Source organism: Actinocatenispora comari (assembly GCF_017312725.1).
GTDB lineage: Bacteria > Actinomycetota > Actinomycetes > Mycobacteriales > Micromonosporaceae > Actinocatenispora > Actinocatenispora comari.
Window position 1 is genome coordinate 1 of the sequence record NZ_BOPO01000018.1, and the last position, 16,327, is coordinate 16,327.

Genomic DNA, 16,327 nt, shown 5'->3' on the forward strand with positions numbered 1-16,327 from the left:
GGGCGCCGGGCCGGGCGGCCGCGTCACGGCCACGCCGGGGTGCCGCGGCGCGACCGGCCGAGGATCGGCCCGGCCGCCGACCGGGGCCGTTGCCGGTACCGGACCGGCCGCGCTGCGCCATCACTGCCTCCCGTTCGGGCTCCGGGTCGAGATCTGCCCGCTGGTCAGCGGGTGAACCGCGGGAACGCGTCGGCGCCGGCGTAGCGCGCCGCGTCGTCGAGCTCCTCCTCGATCCGCATCAGCTGGTTGTACTTGGCGACCCGCTCGGACCGCGCCGGCGCACCGGACTTGATCTGCCCGCACCCCATCGCCACCACCAGGTCGGCGATCGTGGTGTCCTCGGTCTCGCCGGACCGGTGGCTCATCATCGTCCGGTAGCCGTTGTTGTGCGCCAGCGTCACCGCGTCGAACGTCTCCGACAGCGATCCGATCTGGTTCACCTTGATCAGTACCGCGTTGGCGGCGCCCTCGTTGATGCCGCGCGCGATCCGCTCCGGGTTGGTCACGAACAGGTCGTCACCGACGATCTGCACCCGGCCGCCGACCGAACCGGTCAGGTGCTCCCAGCCGGCCCAGTCGTCCTCGGCCAGCGGGTCCTCCAGCGACACGATCGGGTACCCGTCGAGCAGCTGGGCGTAGTACTCCGACATCTGCTCGGCGGTCTTCGCCTCGCCCTCGAACTGGTACGCGCCGTCGCGGTAGAACTCGCTCGCCGCCGCGTCGATCGCGAACGCGATGTCCCGGCCCGGCGTGAAGCCGGCCTTCTCGATCGCCTCGGTGATCAGGTCCAGCGCGTCGGCGTTCGACGGCAGGTCGGGCGCGAAGCCACCCTCGTCGCCCAGCCCGGTCGACAGCCCGCGGGACTTCAGCACGCTCTTGAGCGCCTGGTAGGTCTCCGAACCCCAGCGCACCGCCTCGCGGAAGCTCGCCGCACCGATCGGCGCGATCATGAACTCCTGGATGTCCACGTTCGAGTCGGCGTGCGCGCCGCCGTTCAGGATGTTCATCATCGGCACCGGCAGCAGGTGCGCGTTCGGCCCGCCCAGGTAGCGGAACAGCGGCAGCCCGACCGAGTCGGCGGCGGCCCGCGCCACCGCGAGCGACACGCCGAGGATCGCGTTCGCGCCCAACTTGCTCTTGTTCGGGGTGCCGTCCAGGTCGAGCATCACCTGGTCGATCAGCCGCTGCTCGGACACCTCGTTGCCGAGCAGCTCGCGCGCGATCACCTCGGTCACGTTCGACACCGCGTGTTCGACGCCCTTGCCGCCGAACCGGGACTTGTCCCCGTCCCGCAGCTCCACCGCCTCGAACTGGCCGGTCGACGCGCCGGACGGCACCGCCGCCCGGGCCACCACCCCGTCGTCCAGACCGACCTCGACCTCGACCGTCGGGTTGCCCCGCGAGTCGAGGATCTCGCGCGCGACGATGCCCTCGATGGTTGCCACGTAGCCTCGCTCTCCTTGTGTCACCAGCCGGGCCGCGCTGCCGCGTCGACCGGGCCCCCACGCCAGCCGCCACGCTGCGGTCGGTCCGCGTCACCGCCCCGTACCGCCGGCGGTCTTCCCGCGAGCGTAGCCAGCGCCGCCGAGGCGACCGGAACCGGCTCGCCGACCGTCCGCGGTGTGCTCGGTGTCTTCCTGGCTCCGCCCGCGCGGGCCGGAGTTCGCCCACGGGACGAATCGCGCCGGCCGGCCGGTCGGATTTGCGCCCGGGGTGCCTCGCGCGGGAATCTTGGTGCCATGCCCGCGAACGCCGCTCGGCGGTGCCCGTCCGCCCCGCCCGAGGGGGCCCCGAAGCAGACCGTCACCGGCCACCCGTCGCCAGCGCGGCGGAGCCCGACCGGCCGCATCGCGATCGCGGTGTCCCTGGCGGCGACGTTGCTGCTGGCCGGCTGCTCGACCAACGGGACCTACCACTTCCGCGGGCGCTCGGTGCTGGTCAACGACCTCGCCGCGCAGCTCGACCACGGCCAGCTCCGGTCGTACACGGCGCACTACCGGCTCGCCGACGGGGGGAACGCGGTGCTCGTCCAGCAGGGCAGCCCGCACCGACTGTCCTACACGTTCTTCTCCGGATCCGACTTCTCCGGCCGGTACGTGCGGCTGGTGACCCACGTGATCCGCTGCACGACGGCGCGTTGCACGGTCACCGACCGCCCGTCGACCGACCGGGCCCAACCGCCGGACGCCGGTGCCCTGGCCGCCGCGAGCGACGACCGGTTCGTCACCACGGAGCAGATCCTGGGCCTCGTCCGGACCGCCGCCGAGCAGCGCGCCAGCACCATCGACTCGCAGCGGCGCACGATCGGCGGGCAGCCGGTCCGCTGTCTGGAGGTCACCGGCGTCAAGGCGCCGTTCACGGCCTGCCTGACCCATTCCGGCGCGCCTGCGCTGTTCCGCGGCACCGTCGAGGGCCGGCCCATCGACCTGGCCCTGACCAGCTACCAGCCCGGCGTGGTCGGTCACCCGTTCGGCCCGCGGCAGGACCTGCCGCTGGTCGACCAGCGGGCCACACCCGCCCCGAACTGACCACGCTGCGTGTCGCCGGCGCCAACTGTCCGAGATCCGACTGAACGGGCGCAACCCGACCGACCGCGGCGAAAAGCAAGGGTGCCCTTCGCTGCTCGTCGTTCCGCCGTCATCCGTCCTGCGTACGGCGATGCGATGGGCGGCGAGCGGCGTTCGGGCGTTCTGCTGGACGGCCTGCTGCGGGAAACAATCTGCCATATGGCATCTTGAGGCCTTCCCTTTTGCGGACAGGCGGCGGATACTCGGACACAGGGAGATCCCTCAGTCACGACGGGCGTCGACGACGAAGTCGGGGTTCGGCGACAAGTCCAGCGGGCCGGCCGCCTGCGCGAGACACCGCCGAGAGCGGGCCGGCACAAGTCCACAGAGACGACAGCCAGACGTGTGAGAGGGCGGCCATCGGATGCCGCCGAGACCGCCCTCGAAGCTCACCACCGTCGCCTGACCGGAACGGAGAGCTGTCATGGATGTTACTCCCATCACCCTGCTGTTTCGTAGTCCCACAAGGACCAACGTGGCAGCGACTCCGGCGTGGAGGTGGTCGCGATGACCGTCTACTACGACCGCGCCGGCGTGCAGGTGACCAGCCACGAGCTGGTCGTTCAGGGCAAGCGCTACCAGCTGAACCAGCTGCAGCGGTTGCGCATCGCCCGCGGCTCGGCCAGCCCGGCCGGAACGATCTGCGCGATCCTCGCCGTGCTGTTCGTGCTGCCCGGTAGCTGCAGCCTGCAGACCTCGGCCTGGACCATCGGGCTCGGACTGACCGCGATCGGCGTGCTCGCCCTCGGCGCCGCGGCGCTGATCATCCGCCGGCTGCGCCCCCGACCGTTCGAGATGTGGGCCGACTACCAGGGGCACACCGTGCAGCTGTTCTGGACCCGCGACGAGCGCATCTTCAACGGGATCCGGTTCGCCATGGTCCGGGCGTCCCAGTCCGACCCTCTCACCAGGTGAGATGTCGAACCCCGGCCATCGGCGACATGTCGGAGAGATAGCATGCACTCAGCATTGACCGTCTCGCTGTAAGGCCAGATGCCACCTGGCGCCTTGCCTTACCGCTGTCTACTCATCGGGGAGTAGAGATGCCCGCTGGCCAGCGCCCACTCATCCGGCGCCGCCTCCGTACCGAACTGCGTCAAGAACGCGAGCGCGCCGGCAAGAGCCAGGCCGAGGTTGCCAGGAAGATGGAATGGTCCCCTTCCAAGATCATTCGCTTGGAAGCGGGACAGGTCGGCGTCTCCACCAACGATCTCAAGGCGCTCCTCGATCTCTACGACGTGACGGATGCGAAACGACGCGACGAGTTGATCGGCCTGGCCCGCGCCGATCGGCAACAGAGCCCGTGGTGGACCTCCTACCGGGATCTTGTGCCTTCCGGCGAATATCTCGACTACCTGGGCTACGAGACGGACGCGACGGCGCTGAAGGCCTACTACTCCACCTACTGCCCGGCGCTCCTCCAGACCGAGGACTACGCGCGGGAGATCATCCGGTCGGGCGGAGCCGACAAGATCGACGAGGACAAGGTCGACCGCCTGGTCGAACTTCGAATGGCGCGTAAGCAACACGCCCTCGATCGCGACGATCCGCCGACGATCCATGCCCTGTTCGACGAGGCCGCACTGCGGCGCGTGATCGGCGGTGCGGACGTGATGAGCGACCAGATCACCAGTATCGCGGACGTGGCATCCCAGCCTGACATAACGGTCCAGGTCGTCCCGTTCTCGGCCGGCTCGCATCCGGGTCTCGGCGGCGCTTTCCAGATCATCTATTTCGCCGACCCGCTCGACCCACCGGTCATGCAGTTCGACTCCTCGCCCCGGGATGTGGTGTTGCGCGACAACCCGGCGCAGCTGGCCCGGTTCGAGACGGCTTTCGAAGATCTTCGGAAGATCGCCTTGTCCGAAGAAGATTCCGTCGCATTCATCCGACAGATCGCGGAAGAGATGCTGGCCATGGAGGACACAGAGAGCGACTAGGGGTCTCACGACAACCCGTTCCCGGTATCCTGTTTCCTGCAGACTGGGCCGGTCAAAACAGCGTGCCCTCGTATCAGCCTTACGAGCACGGTGCATGTCGGCCGCCCACGAGAGGATCAGGGAGGCCGGAATGACCGTTTCGACCCCGGCACACGGCGTCTGGCGGAAGAGCAGTCGCAGCAATGGCCAAGGAGGCGCCTGCGTCGAGGCCATGGATCTCGGAGCAACGGTGGCGATCCGCGATTCGAAGGATCCTGCTGGTCCCGTGCTGTACACCGGCGCCAACGCTTGGCGGAAGTTCATCGCCTTCGCCGCGGGCGGGCCGAGCATCTCCGAGTAACTGCCGTTCTGGCCAACGACGTCCAGTGCCCTCAGCGGCCCGCTTGCCCTCACGAGGGGCGGCGGGCCGTTGGTGTCAGTTGGGGACGCCGCGGGTGAGGAGGTCGCGGAGGTGGCGGGGCGACGGGGAGCCGTGCGCGAGCATCTCGTCGTGCCAGCCACGCAGGTCGGTGTCGGCGGGCCGGGCAGCGGCGATGTCGGACATCTCGGTGTATCCCACGAAGTACGTGGAGAGCTGGGTCGAGGTGAGCAGCGCGCGCCGCCACTTGCCGACCGCCTCGCCCTCCTCCTGGAAGCCGTGTGTGGTCAGCAGCCCGATCGCCTCGGACTCGGCCAGCCCGTCGCAGTGCACCGCCTGGTCCAGGATCGTGTTCAGGGTGCTGCGCAGCTGCATCTTGAGCTGCTGCAGCCGTACCTGCGGGCCGCCGAAGCCGTGCTCGGCGAGCAGCCGCTCCGCGTACACCGCCCAGCCCTCGACGAAGGTGCCGGAGGTGAAGACGGCGCGGACCGGGGTGGCGCCGCCGAACCGGCGGGCGTGCGCGAGCTGCAGGTAGTGGCCCGGCATGCCTTCGTGCACGATCAGGTTGCGCAGCATGTCGTCGTTGTACTCGCGGTAGAACGAGGTGATCCGCTCGGCGGACCAGTCGGCCGGTGGTGGCGAGATGGCGAGCAGGGTGGGCAGGCCCGGGCGCTCCATCGGACCGGGCGCGTCGCAGTAGGCGGCGGCGACGCCACGCTCGTACTCGGGCATCTCGGCGATCCGGCACGGTTCGTCGGGCAGCGTGGTGACCAGCTCGAACTGTTCGACGAACGAGGTCGCCTCGACGAAGTCGGCGCGGGCCTGCGCGACGATGTCGGCCGGGTCGGGGCGCCGGTCGGCGGCCGCGGCGAGCGCCTGCCGTACCGCGTCGTCGGTGGGCTTGCCGCCGACGATGCGGGCCGCCACCTCGCGCAGCTGGTCCGCACTCTGGGACAGGTTGGACCAGGCACGGCGGTCGAGTTCCGCGGCGGTCAGCGGGGTGTCCAGGGTGTGCCAGAGCTTGGCCTCCCAGTGCCGCCGACCGAGCCGCGGGCTGCGGCCGGGGACGTCGGCGCGGGCGCGCAGCCAGGCGTCGAACTCGGCGAGCGCGGCGAGCGCGCCGGACCGGGCGGTCTCGACCCGGTCGCGGGCCGACGGCACTGCGGCGGCGAGCTCGTCGACCCGGCCGCGGACCAGGTCGGCCACGCCGGCGAACTGGTCGATCGCGGTACGCACGTGCAGCTGCGGGCAGTCGGTGAGCACCGCGCGGGCGGTGGCGAGCGCGTCCGGCAGCGCGGCGAGCCGGTTGACCAGGTGCGCCAGCCGCTCCTCCGGCGGCGCGAACTCGCGGGAGATCAGCACGTCGAGCAGCGGCCCCGGGTTGTGCAGCAGCGGGTTCCACTCGTGTTCGGCGATCTCGGTCAGCGCGAACAGCCGGGCGTCCACGACCGCGCTGAGCATGGCGTGGTCGACCTGCTCCTCCGCCTCCAGCTCCTCACCGTCCACTTCGGACAGCGCGTGGGACGCGTCGCGCAGCGTGGCCGTCTGGTCGGCCACCGCGCTCGGGGAGAAGTCCATCAGCTCGTCGTCCGCCACGTGGGCGCCGGCATAGTGCGCCGTCAGCGGATCCAACATCGCCGTGACGATCCGCTCGGCCAACGTCGGGAAGTCGATCGACATACCTTGACCGTACCGGCGTCGTCGACGCTCCGCGAAGGGGCGCGGCGGCCAATCGCGAATGCTGAGGTCAGCGCACGGCCCGATCGGTCGCACCGACCACCGGCCCCGTGCCGGGCTGGCCCGACCCGTGCCGGGCGCAGCCGGCCCGACCCGGCGGGCATCGGGGCGGATCGGTCAGTCGTCCGGTGGGTCGAAGTGGACCTCGATCCGGACGCCGGGGGCGAGGCGCTGCATCGCGGCGTACCCCCGGTACGCGCGGCGGTCGGCGTCGGTGGTCGGTGGGCCGGCGAGGCTGCGCGGCCAGAGCCGGCGGGCGCGTACCACGTTGAGCTCGGTGGCCAGCAGGACCAGCTGGCCGAGGACGAAGAACCAGGTCAGCAGGCCGATCACGATGGCGAACGTGCCGTAGGTGCTGCTGGCCGACTGCAGCCTGGTGGCGATGAAGTACCCGCCGACCCACTGCAGGATCTGCCAGCCGACGGCGGCCAGCACGGCGCCGGGGAGCACCGCGCGGGTGGAGACGTCCCGTACGGTCAGGACCCGGAAGGCGATGGTGAACAGCACGACGTTCATCAGCAGCGAGGCGACCAGCAGCAGGAGCTGCGCGCCGCGGCCGACGCCCGCACCGAGCGAGCCGGCGCCGGCGGAGAGGCCGCTGATCGCCGTGGTGAGCAGCACGTCGCCGCCCAGCACCACGAGCAGGACGACGCTGCGCGCGGTGCGCCGGGGCAGGCCGGGCCGGTCCTCCAGCGGTACCTGCCAGACGGTGTTGAAGGCGTTCTGCGCGGCGTTCGCCACCCCGAGGCCGGCCCACAGCGCCAGGACCAGGCCGATCGCGAGGCCGAGGCCGCTGCCGTGGATGGTGGTACCGGCGGGCATGATCTGCTGCCCGAGGCCGGGGAACTGGTCCGCGATGGTGTGCTCGACCCGGTGTTGCAGCGCGGTGTTGCCGGCGACGGCGAAGCCGAGCACGGTGACGAACACCAGCAGCAGCGGGAAGAACGAGAAGAACGCGTAGTACGCGATGAGCGCGGCGAGGTTGCCCGCGGCGTCCTGACCGAACTTCTTCAGCACCGCGAGCGGAAACGCCAGGGCCGGCCGGCTCTGCTGGTACCGGTCGAGCCGCCCGACGAGATCCCGCCCCGCGGCGACCGGGCCGCCGTTCACTTCCGCCGCGGCCCCGGCACCAGCACCGCCACCGCCACGCCGATCACCAGCGCCGCCGCCCCGCACAGCAGCGGCCGCTCGGCGAGCTGCCGGCCGACCAGACCGGCCACCATCCGGACCGGATTCGGCGCCTCCTCGGTCCCGGCGCCGGCCGAGCCGGACTCCTCGGCCGAGCCGACCGGTAAAGGGGATCGGCCCCCGCGGCGCCGGTGCAGCAGGTCCTGGGCGAGGGCGCGCGGGGTGGCGCGGTCCCGGAACGCGTGCACGTTCGCGGACAGCGAGGCGCGGGTGTCGGCCATCCGTTCCCGGATCTGCTCCGGGGTCACTTTTTCAGGCTGCGCGCCCATTCCAGGTTCTCCTTGAGAGTGGCGATGGTGAGCTGCGGTCCGTTCAGCCGCCCCAGTACCGACTTCGCGATCAGCCCGGTGAGCAGCGCGAACAGCAGCCAGGCGCCGGCGACGATGAGTGCCGCCCAGCCGTTGCCGAGCAGGTGCCCCAGCCCGTACACGGCGGCGAGGCTGGCGAACAGCAGCATCATGAAGCCGCCGAGCAGCGCGGCCGCGATCAGGCCACCGCCGATGCCGGCCTTGATGCCCTCCTGCTTCATCTCGGCCTTGGCGATGGCGAGCTGCTCGCCCACCAACCGGCCGACATCGCCCTTGATGTCGGTGAGAATGGCGCCGATGGGTCGATCCTCGTCGGGGTCCCCGGCCCGGTGGACCGGCTCGGCCTGGGGCTGCGTCACCGTCATGGATGCTCCCGGATGCTTCGTGGATGGGCTAACCGCGGGACCGGACGACGCGCTTCACCAGCCGGCCGAGGACGAATCCGGCGGCAACCGCGGCCACCAGGACCACCGGGCGTTGCCGGATCAGCTCACCGACCCGGCCGAGCGGTCCACCGCCGGGCTGGTCGGACGGCCCGTACCAGGGGTCGTCGGACGGCTCGTCCGGGTGCGCGACGGCGGTCCCGTGCAGGCGGTCGGCGAGCTCGCGCTCGTCGACGGGCGGGTCTACCGGTTGGTCAGTCATGCCGCCTCCGCGGTGCGCGACGGGCCGGGCGGGTCACCGAGGCGCGCGTCGCCCGCCGGTGTCGCATCGCCGCCCCCGTCTGGTTGCCGTACCGCTCCGCCGCCGGCCCGCGCGGTCCGGTTGCGGTGCGGTTGGTACCCGGTGTACCTACCCAGGAGATCACAAGTTATCCCGTGGCCGGGTCGGCACACCGAATCAGGGTGCGTGTCGTGCGTCCGCGGATCCCGCTTCGGTGGTGCCAGCGGGCTCGGTGCCGGCGTCGGCGGCAGGGGTCGGTGTGGAGTCGGCGGGCGTGGTGTCTGCGGCAGGCTCCGGGTCGGCGGGCGGCGCGGCCTCGGCGGCGCGGACCGCGGTGGCGTAGCGGAGGGCGGCGCGGCGCAGTGCGGCCTCGGCGTCCAGACCGGCCGCGCGGGAGCGGCGGACCAGCTCGAACAGCTGGCTGCCCAGTTCCCCGTCGGGGTCGGTGGCCGGCGGCAACGCCGCCTCGACGCCGGCGCGTTCGGCCCGGGACTGCAGCTTCGCGGCGAGTTGCAGCGCCGGCTGGGCGAGCGGTACCCCGTCGACGGACGAGTCGCGGGCCTTCTCGGCGCGCTTGATCTCGTCCCAGTTCGCCACGACCTCGTCGGCGCCACTGACCGCCACGTCGCCGAACACGTGCGGGTGCCGGCGGACCAGCTTCTCGACCAGCTCGCCGGCCACGTCGTCGACGTCGAACCGGTCCGCGGCGGTCGACTCGGCGGCGACCCGGCTGTGGAAGGCGACCTGGAACAGCACGTCGCCGAGCTCCTCGCGCAGGTGCGCCCGCTCGCCGGAGTCGATCGCGTCGATCGTCTCGTACGCCTCTTCCAGCAGGTACGGCGCGAGCGAGGCGTGGGTCTGCTCGCGGTCCCACGGGCAGCTGGTGCGCAGCCGGTCCATCACCGCGACCACGTCGAGCAGCCGCGCGCCGGGCGGGTCGAACGAGCCGTACTCGGCCTCCAGCACCGGCCGCTCGTCCGGCTCCGGGTGCGCCACCAGCCGCTCGGCGAGTGCCTGGCCGAGCGGGCCATCGCCGTCCGCGCCGGCCAGCCAGACCACGGTGTCGGCGTCCGCCGCGAGCAGCGCGTCGGCCTGCGCCGACGCCGGGCCGGGCAGCACCGTCACGTCGGTACCGGCGGCACGGATGGCCGCGGCCTGCGGCGTCTCGGCGCCGGCGTACACGACTGCGTCGGCGAGCAACCGCCAGGCGCGGGCGGTCAGCAGCCCGGCCGGCAGCCGCGGCGAGGTGTGCAGCAGCACGATGCGCGCCGGCCGCCCCATCGGATCAACCCGCGGTGCCGGCGGCGCTGACCACGTGCACGACGTTCGGCGAGCCCTCGCCGAGCTGCAGCGGGATGGAGCCGGTCAACGACTTGCCGTCCGGTGTCGACAGTGTCAGCGCGGTGATCGGGTACTCCAGCTGGCCGTACCGGGGGCTCACGTCGAGGTGGTACTTCTTGATCGCGGACTCGAAGGTGCCGCGCAGCGCCGCGGTCTGCCCGACCTTCGGCGTCTTCTTGATCTCCGGCGCGATCTGCTCGTACGGCTTGAGCCCGAGGCCGTTGCTGGCGGCGTCCTGGGCCAGCGAGTCGTAGACGGACCGGACCGACTTGTCGTCCGGCGCGGTGTTCCAGGCGGCGTTGCGCAGCGTGTTGATCGCCGCCTGGTTCTCCGCCTCCAGCCGGACGTACTTGTTGTCCTCCGGCAGGCCGGTCTGCTGGGCCAGGCCGGCGTAGTCGGCCGGCGGGATCTCGATGTGCTCGTCGGCGGCGACCCGCTGGGTCAGCTCGTGCATGATCAGCTCACCGGCGGCGCTGGTCCGCAGGTTGGCGTAGGCCTGCTGCTGCCGGCTGGCGTCCTGCTCCTGCTGGATGCCGCGGTAGGCCGGGGCGTCGATGATCGACTGGAACACGTCGTCGACCTGGGCCTGGGTGATCCGGTTGCCGTCGATGAACGCCGCGGCGCCCGGCTGCACGTTGCAGGCGGTGGCGCCGGCGACGACCGCGGAGGCGGCGGCGAACACGGCGGCCAGCCGGACGGCGCCACGCCGAGTAAGGCCGCGCCTGCCGGAGCGGCGGGATCGACCGGCCCGAAGGGTACGAGAATGCTCGGTCACGGTTGCCAGTCTGTCGCGTCGGCCGGCCCGGCGGAGCACCGGGGTACGACGCGCAGTGCGCGGATGGTGGAATCGGTGCATGGCATGGGCCGGCGCCGTCCACCTGGACCCGGGACAACTCACCTATTACGGCACGGTCAGCGACATTCCGCTGCACTCGTCGATCGCGATCGGCCTGATCCTCGTCACCGAGGGTGTGGCCGAGCTTACCGACGAAGCCGGTCACACCGTCGAGCTGCGGCCCGGCGGGCCGAACGCGGCGGTGTTGCCGCCCGGCGAGTCGCACGCCAAGCCGATGCGGCCGGACGGCGCGCCGGACGACACCCGGGCGGTCCTCGCGGTACTGGATCCGGAGCGGCCGGAGGGCCAGCGGTTGATGGCCCGGATCGGGGCCGACCGGCACCGGCCGCAGGCGTGGGTGGACGCGGCGGCGCCGGCGACGAAGCTGGTCCGGCCGCCGGCACCGGACGACCCGGCCGGCGCGGCGCTGGTCGCCGAGGTGGTCCGGGAGCTGGCGGCGGCCGAACCGGGGCCGGCGCCGCGGGTGCACCCGGCGGTACGGCGGGCCGCGGAGCTGATCCCGGCCCGGCTGGCGGCCGGGGTGGAGTTGCAGGACCTGGCCGCGGAGGTGGGGCTGTCGGCGAGCCGGCTCGGGCACCTGTTCGCCGTCGAGCTGGGGCTGCCGTACCGGGCGTACGTGCGGTGGTCCCGGCTGCAGAAGGTGGTGCAGGTGCTGCGCGAGGGCGCGACGCTGACCGCCGCCGCGCACGCGGCCGGCTTCACCGACTCGGCGCACATGAACCGGGTCTGCCGCAGCGTGTTCGGCCTCAACCCGTCCCAGCTGATCAGCAACCTCACCTGGGTCTGAGCCGCCGCACCGCTGCGGGTGGCGCGGGACCGGCGTGACCGAGGCCACCGGGGCCGGCAGCGGAAACGTACAAGGCGTTCGCGCGGGTTCGGGCCGACCGTGGGGACATGGTGCTTTCCAGGTTGGGTGGGGTGCTTGCCCGGCACCGGGTGACGGTGCTGGTGGTGGCGGTACTGGCGGCGGCGCTGGCCGGTGCGTTCGGCGGCGGGGTGGCCGACAAGCTGTCCGGCGGCGGCTTCACCGACGCGCACTCGGAGTCGGCCCGGGTGTCCAGCGCGCTCGCCGACGACTTCCACGCCGGCGAGGCGAACCTGATCGTGCTGGTCCGCGGTGACGGCCGGCCGGACCAGCCGGCGGTGGCGGGGCCGGCGACCCGGCTGGCGCGGTGGGCGCAGCACGCCGACGGCGTCGCCGCGATGCAGTCGTACTGGACGTCCGGGCACCCGGCGAGCCTGCGGTCCTCCGACGGTACCCAGGCGCTGATCACGCTGCGGCTGTCCGGCGACGACGACACGTACATGAAGACCGCGCAGCGGTTGACACCGCAGCTGACCGAGCACGCGGACGGGCTGCACCTGCAGTTCGCCGGCGCCGCGCAGGTCTACTCGGAGCTGAACAAGCAGACCCAGCACGACCTGAAGATCTCCGAGGCGATCGCCACGCCGGTCACCGCGGTACTGCTGATCCTGGTGTTCGGCAGCGTGGTGGCGGCGGTGCTGCCGTTGCTGATCGGCGGGCTGTCGATCGTCACGACGATGCTGGTGCTGGAGCTGCTGACGCACGTCACGTCGGTGTCGACGTACGCGCTGAACCTGACCACGGCGCTCGGGCTGGGCCTGGCGATCGACTACAGCCTGTTCATCCTCACCCGGTTCCGGGAGGAGCTGGCGGAGCGCGGCGGGCGGGGCGATCGCGCCACGGTACGGGCGGCGATCTCGGCGACGATGCACACCGCCGGCCGCACCGTACTGTTCTCCGCGGTCACGGTGGCGCTCGCGATGGCGGCGCTCGCGGTGTTCCCGCTGGACTTCCTGAAGTCGTTCGCGTATGGCGGGGTGTCGGTGGTGGTGCTCGCCGCGGCCGGCGCGCTGCTGGTGCTGCCCGCGCTGCTCGCCCTGCTCGGTACCCGGGTGAACAAGCTCGACGTGCTCGCCCGCTGGCGCTCGCGCCGCCGGGCGACGCCGGCCGCCGGCGGGGCCACCGGTACCGAGAGCGCGGGTGACGGCGGTGCGGAGCCGGCGGTGACCGGCGACACCGGGTTCTGGCACACGCTGGCGGTACGGGTGATGCGCCGGCCGGTGCCGTTCGGGCTCGGCGTGATCGTCGTCCTCGCGGTGCTGGGCAGCCCGTTCTGGCACATCTCGTTCGGGCTGGTGGACGACCGGCAGTTGCCGGCCAGTGCCGCGGTGCAGCAGGCGTCGCAGCAACTGCGGGACGACTTCGACAGCTCCGGCGACCGGTCGGTCCAGGTGGTGACCCGGGACGTGGCGAACTCCGCGCTGCCCGGCTACGCGGCCCGGCTGTCCACCGTGGACAACGTGGCCCGGGTGGACACCGCCACCGGCACGTACGTGCACGGGCGGCGCGTCGCGCCACCGACCGCGGCGAACGCACGGTACCGCAGCGGCGACGACGCGTGGCTGACCGTCGTCGGTACCCGCAGCCCGCAGAGCGACGCGGCCCAGCAGCTGGTCGCCGACGTGCGCGCCACCCACTCCCCCGGGCACGACACGCTCGTCGGCGGCAAGGCGGCCTACCAGTACGACAGCACGCACGCGCTGATGTCCCGGCTGCCCGCGGCCGGCGCGATCATCGCGATCGCCACGCTGGTACTGCTGTTCCTGTTCACCGGCAGCGTGGTGCTGCCGGTCAAGGCGATCGTGCTGAACATCCTGAGCCTGACCGCGACGTTCGGCGCGATGGTGTTCGTGTTCCAGGACGGGCACCTCGGCGCGCTGGTCGGGCATCCGATCGCCACCGGCTACCTGGACATGACGGTGCCGGTGCTGATGTTCTGCATCGCGTTCGGGCTGTCCATGGACTACGAGGTGTTCCTGCTGTCCCGGATCCGGGAGCAGTACCTGCGCACCGGCGACAACACGGCCGCCGTCGGTACCGGGCTGCAACGCACCGGCCGGCTGATCACCGCGGCGGCGCTGCTGATCGCGCTGGTGCTGGTCGCGTTCGGTACCTCGCAGGTGGCGATGCTGAAGATGCTCGGCATCGGACTCGCGCTCGCCGTGCTGGTGGATGCCACGCTGGTGCGCGGCGTGCTGGTACCGGCGTTCATGCGGCTGCTCGGCTCGGCCAACTGGTGGGCCCCGAAGCCGCTGCGCTGGCTGCACGAGCGCGTCGGTCTGGCCGAGTCCGAGCCGGCGCCGGCGACCGCCACCGACCGCGACGGCGAACCGGTCCCGGTGCCCTGACCCGCCTCCGGGGGGCCCCGGCTCCGGCAGCGCGGCGGTGGCGCGAAGGGGATCCGGGGTTGCGACGGAGTCCTGGTGTCAGCACCGACTCCGAGAAGAGGACACGCATGACCGAGGCAGTGACGTGACCGCCAGTACGGCGGACACGTCCAGCGACGCCGAACTCGCCGCAGGGTTGCGGGACGATCCGGCACAGTTCGCCGCCGTGTACGACCGGTACTTCCCGGTCATCTACCGGTACGTCGCCGGTCGGTTGGGGCCGCAGCACGCCGACGACGTCGCCGCCGAGACGTTCCTCGTCGCGTACGCCAAGCGGGACCGGTTCGATCCGGCTCGGGGTGCGTTGCGGCCGTGGCTGTTCGGCATCGCCACCAACGTGGTCCGGCAGCACCGGCGGGTGGAGGCCCGCCGGTACCGGCTGCTGGCCCGGATGCCGGCGGAGATCGCCGTCGAGAGCCCGGAGGACCGCGCCGTCGACCGCGCCGCGGCCGGACGACTGCGCCCGCGACTGGCGCGCGCGCTGCGGTCGCTGCCGGCCCGCGACCGCGACGTGCTGCTGCTCGTGACGCTCGGCCAGCTCAGCTACGACGAGGTCGGCGAGTCGCTCGGCATACCGCCCGGCACCGCCGGCTCCCGGCTCAACAGAGCCCGTACCAAGCTTCGTACCGCACTCGACCAGGAGACCCACCATGGATGAGGACCTGCAGGCAGTCGCCACCCTGTTGGACACGCCGGAACCGACCACCCGGGTCGTCGACGAAGGACGACACCGGCTGCAGCACGCCATGCTGAGCAGCCCGCGCCGGCCCCGCCGTACCGGTCGCTGGGCGGTGGGGGTGGGCGCCACCGCGGTGGTCGCCGCCGGTGCCGTCGTCGCGTCCGGGCAGTCCGCCCCGGGCGGTGGCCCTGCCGCGGGCGGGCCGGGGACAGCGACGACCCGTACCGTGTCGACCGGCCAGCACGTGCTGCTCGCCGCCGCCACGACCGCCGCCGGTACGCCCGACGGCACCGGCACGTACTGGCACCTGAAGATGACCTTCGCCGACTCCGGCGCGGCCACCGAGACGTGGCGCAGCCAGGACGGCCACCTCTGGGTACGCGGCGAGAAGACGCACGGCGCGGTCGTCGCACTGCCCGTGGCGACCCCGCTGCGGCTGGCCGGCGTCGAGATCAGCGTGCGACAGCTCCGGTCACTGCCGCAGGACCCGACCGCGCTCCGGGCCTGGATCACCGACGCCGTCGAGCGCAACGCGGCGGACGGTTCGGTGCGGACCGGCGGCGGGAAGCTCAGCCGCGCGCAGCGTGACGAGCTCGTCGCCGATTCGTTGACGAGCCTGGTCTCGCAGCTGCCCGCGCCCGAGCGGGTCCGGGCGGCGGCCTTCCGGGTACTGGCGACGCTGCCCGGGGTGCGCAGCCTCGGCTCGGTCGCCGGCGGCCGGGCGATCTCGTTCCCGGTCGGCGACCACACCGCACGGCTGGTCATCGACCCCGAGACCGCCCGGGTGCGGGGGACGAACTTCGTCGTCACCGCCGACGGTGCCGAGTTGTGGCTGCCGGCCAACCGCGCGGCGACCGTCACCGGCGAGTGGACGAACACCCTCCCGCGCTGACGCCGGCCCCGCCCGGTCCTCGTACCGACCGGGCCGGGGCCGGCCCGACCCCGCCCGCTCCACCGGGCGGGGTCGGGCCCTCCCGATCAGGCGCCGGTGCCGACGGGGCGCGGGCGGCGGGCGCGACGCAGGTGCAGGCCCAGGGTGGCGATCAGCGCGGCCAGGATCGTCACGTGGTACACGATGTCGGCGGTGCGACCGCCGCTCGCGGTGATGCTCAGCCCGACGATCACGCCGACGATGCCGAAGCCCAGCGCGCCGAGCGTGAACGGGACGGCGCCGGGCACCCGCAGCCCGGTCAGCACCGCCGCCGCCAGCAGCAACGCGCCGATCAGCCACTCGGCGACCGTCGCCGGCGGCAGCCACTCGCCGGGCACGGTGGCGAAACCGAGCGGGATCCGGCCGTTCAGGTGCAGGTACCCGGCGACACCGAAGGTGACCGCCTCGATCACCATCAGCGCACCGACCTGTCGCGTCGAGCTCATCACGGACTCCCCTGTGCGGTACGAGGCCCTGGCAAGGGACGTCTCGGGTCGCAACCTCCGA

17 protein-coding genes are annotated in these 16,327 nt (G+C 72.5%); 8 read left to right on the forward strand and 9 right to left on the reverse strand.

Annotated features, from left to right (window positions below; genetic code table 11):
* Positions 1-164: 164 nt before the first annotated feature.
* Positions 165-1,445 carry a phosphopyruvate hydratase gene (gene eno / locus NUM_RS06560; RefSeq protein WP_207123672.1) on the reverse strand — a complete coding sequence of 427 codons (1,281 nt, stop codon included), beginning with the start codon at positions 1,443-1,445 and terminating at the stop codon, positions 165-167.
* A gap of 414 nt (positions 1,446-1,859) precedes the next feature.
* Between eno and NUM_RS06565 the strand changes: the two genes are divergently transcribed.
* The 4 genes from NUM_RS06565 to NUM_RS06580 all read left to right on the forward strand — a co-directional run bounded on the left by NUM_RS06565 (position 1,860) and on the right by NUM_RS06580 (position 4,847).
* Positions 1,860-2,528, forward strand: a complete 669-nt coding sequence (locus NUM_RS06565; protein WP_207123673.1) for a hypothetical protein — start codon at positions 1,860-1,862, stop codon at positions 2,526-2,528.
* A gap of 546 nt (positions 2,529-3,074) precedes the next feature.
* Entirely contained in the window at positions 3,075-3,482 is a 408-nt protein-coding gene (locus NUM_RS06570; protein ID WP_207123674.1) for a DUF6232 family protein, read from the forward strand.
* 128 nt (positions 3,483-3,610) lie between these two features.
* Positions 3,611-4,507, forward strand: a complete 897-nt coding sequence (locus NUM_RS06575) for a helix-turn-helix domain-containing protein (RefSeq protein ID WP_207123675.1) — start codon at positions 3,611-3,613, stop codon at positions 4,505-4,507.
* 130 nt (positions 4,508-4,637) lie between these two features.
* Positions 4,638-4,847, forward strand: coding sequence for a DUF397 domain-containing protein (locus tag NUM_RS06580; protein ID WP_207123676.1), 210 nt, complete (start codon positions 4,638-4,640; stop codon positions 4,845-4,847).
* Positions 4,848-4,922: 75 nt separating this feature from the next.
* Here NUM_RS06580 and NUM_RS06585 read toward each other — a convergent pair whose 3' ends face one another.
* From NUM_RS06585 to NUM_RS06615, 7 genes are all read right to left on the reverse strand, one after another.
* Positions 4,923-6,545 (reverse strand): DUF885 domain-containing protein, encoded by a 1,623-nt coding sequence (locus tag NUM_RS06585; RefSeq protein WP_207123677.1) that lies wholly within the window; start codon positions 6,543-6,545, stop codon positions 4,923-4,925.
* Between the two features lie 174 nt (positions 6,546-6,719).
* On the reverse strand, positions 6,720-7,712 hold the full coding sequence (locus NUM_RS06590) for a YihY/virulence factor BrkB family protein (protein WP_207123678.1): 993 nt from the start codon (positions 7,710-7,712) through the stop codon (positions 6,720-6,722).
* The gene (locus tag NUM_RS06595; protein ID WP_207123679.1) at positions 7,709-8,038 is read right to left on the reverse strand and encodes a DUF3618 domain-containing protein; all 330 of its coding nucleotides are present in this window, start codon (positions 8,036-8,038) and stop codon (positions 7,709-7,711) included. Before NUM_RS06595 ends, NUM_RS06590 begins: the two co-directional genes overlap by 4 nt.
* On the reverse strand, positions 8,035-8,463 hold the full coding sequence (locus NUM_RS06600; RefSeq protein WP_207123680.1) for a phage holin family protein: 429 nt from the start codon (positions 8,461-8,463) through the stop codon (positions 8,035-8,037). The genes NUM_RS06595 and NUM_RS06600 overlap by 4 nt, the downstream gene beginning before the upstream one ends.
* Before the next feature lie 28 nt (positions 8,464-8,491).
* The gene (locus NUM_RS06605) at positions 8,492-8,743 is read right to left on the reverse strand and encodes a hypothetical protein (RefSeq protein WP_207123681.1); all 252 of its coding nucleotides are present in this window, start codon (positions 8,741-8,743) and stop codon (positions 8,492-8,494) included.
* Between the two features lie 195 nt (positions 8,744-8,938).
* On the reverse strand, positions 8,939-10,042 hold the full coding sequence (locus NUM_RS06610) for a nucleoside triphosphate pyrophosphohydrolase (protein ID WP_207123682.1): 1,104 nt from the start codon (positions 10,040-10,042) through the stop codon (positions 8,939-8,941).
* A gap of 4 nt (positions 10,043-10,046) precedes the next feature.
* Complete coding sequence (locus NUM_RS06615) at positions 10,047-10,877, reverse strand: hypothetical protein (RefSeq protein ID WP_207123683.1); 831 nt, start codon at positions 10,875-10,877, stop codon at positions 10,047-10,049.
* Positions 10,878-10,956: 79 nt separating this feature from the next.
* Between NUM_RS06615 and NUM_RS06620 the strand changes: the two genes are divergently transcribed.
* The 4 genes from NUM_RS06620 (at position 10,957) to NUM_RS06635 (ending at position 15,781) form a co-directional block, all read left to right on the forward strand.
* On the forward strand, positions 10,957-11,745 hold the full coding sequence (locus NUM_RS06620) for an AraC family transcriptional regulator (RefSeq protein WP_207123684.1): 789 nt from the start codon (positions 10,957-10,959) through the stop codon (positions 11,743-11,745).
* 107 nt (positions 11,746-11,852) lie between these two features.
* Positions 11,853-14,171 (forward strand): MMPL family transporter, encoded by a 2,319-nt coding sequence (locus NUM_RS06625; protein WP_225918376.1) that lies wholly within the window; start codon positions 11,853-11,855, stop codon positions 14,169-14,171.
* Positions 14,172-14,295: 124 nt separating this feature from the next.
* Complete coding sequence (locus NUM_RS06630; RefSeq protein ID WP_207123704.1) at positions 14,296-14,868, forward strand: RNA polymerase sigma factor; 573 nt, start codon at positions 14,296-14,298, stop codon at positions 14,866-14,868.
* Positions 14,861-15,781, forward strand: a complete 921-nt coding sequence (locus tag NUM_RS06635) for a CU044_5270 family protein (RefSeq protein ID WP_207123685.1) — start codon at positions 14,861-14,863, stop codon at positions 15,779-15,781. The genes NUM_RS06630 and NUM_RS06635 overlap by 8 nt, the downstream gene beginning before the upstream one ends.
* Positions 15,782-15,867: 86 nt before the next feature.
* On the opposite strand, the gene NUM_RS06640 is transcribed toward NUM_RS06635, so the two are convergent.
* Positions 15,868-16,266: a hypothetical protein gene (locus tag NUM_RS06640; protein WP_207123686.1), complete on the reverse strand. Its 399-nt coding sequence runs from the start codon at positions 16,264-16,266 to the stop codon at positions 15,868-15,870.
* Between the last annotated feature and the right edge of the window lie 61 nt (positions 16,267-16,327).

Bases quoted from the DNA above. Each gene is read 5' to 3' on its own strand.
- NUM_RS06640 (WP_207123686.1), bottom strand. From the start codon at position 16,266: ATGAGCTCGACGCGACAGGTCGGTGCGCTGATGGTGATCGAGGCGGTC.
- NUM_RS06600 (WP_207123680.1), bottom strand. From the start codon at position 8,463: ATGACGGTGACGCAGCCCCAGGCCGAGCCGGTCCACCGGGCCGGGGAC.
- NUM_RS06570 (WP_207123674.1), top strand. From the start codon at position 3,075: ATGACCGTCTACTACGACCGCGCCGGCGTGCAGGTGACCAGCCACGAG.
- NUM_RS06620 (WP_207123684.1), top strand. From the start codon at position 10,957: ATGGCATGGGCCGGCGCCGTCCACCTGGACCCGGGACAACTCACCTAT.
- NUM_RS06605 (WP_207123681.1), bottom strand. From the start codon at position 8,743: ATGACTGACCAACCGGTAGACCCGCCCGTCGACGAGCGCGAGCTCGCC.
- NUM_RS06635 (WP_207123685.1), top strand. From the start codon at position 14,861: ATGGATGAGGACCTGCAGGCAGTCGCCACCCTGTTGGACACGCCGGAA.
- NUM_RS06610 (WP_207123682.1), bottom strand. From the start codon at position 10,042: ATGGGGCGGCCGGCGCGCATCGTGCTGCTGCACACCTCGCCGCGGCTG.
- NUM_RS06580 (WP_207123676.1), top strand. From the start codon at position 4,638: ATGACCGTTTCGACCCCGGCACACGGCGTCTGGCGGAAGAGCAGTCGC.
- NUM_RS06585 (WP_207123677.1), bottom strand. From the start codon at position 6,545: ATGTCGATCGACTTCCCGACGTTGGCCGAGCGGATCGTCACGGCGATG.
- NUM_RS06625 (WP_225918376.1), top strand. From the start codon at position 11,853: ATGGTGCTTTCCAGGTTGGGTGGGGTGCTTGCCCGGCACCGGGTGACG.
- NUM_RS06575 (WP_207123675.1), top strand. From the start codon at position 3,611: ATGCCCGCTGGCCAGCGCCCACTCATCCGGCGCCGCCTCCGTACCGAA.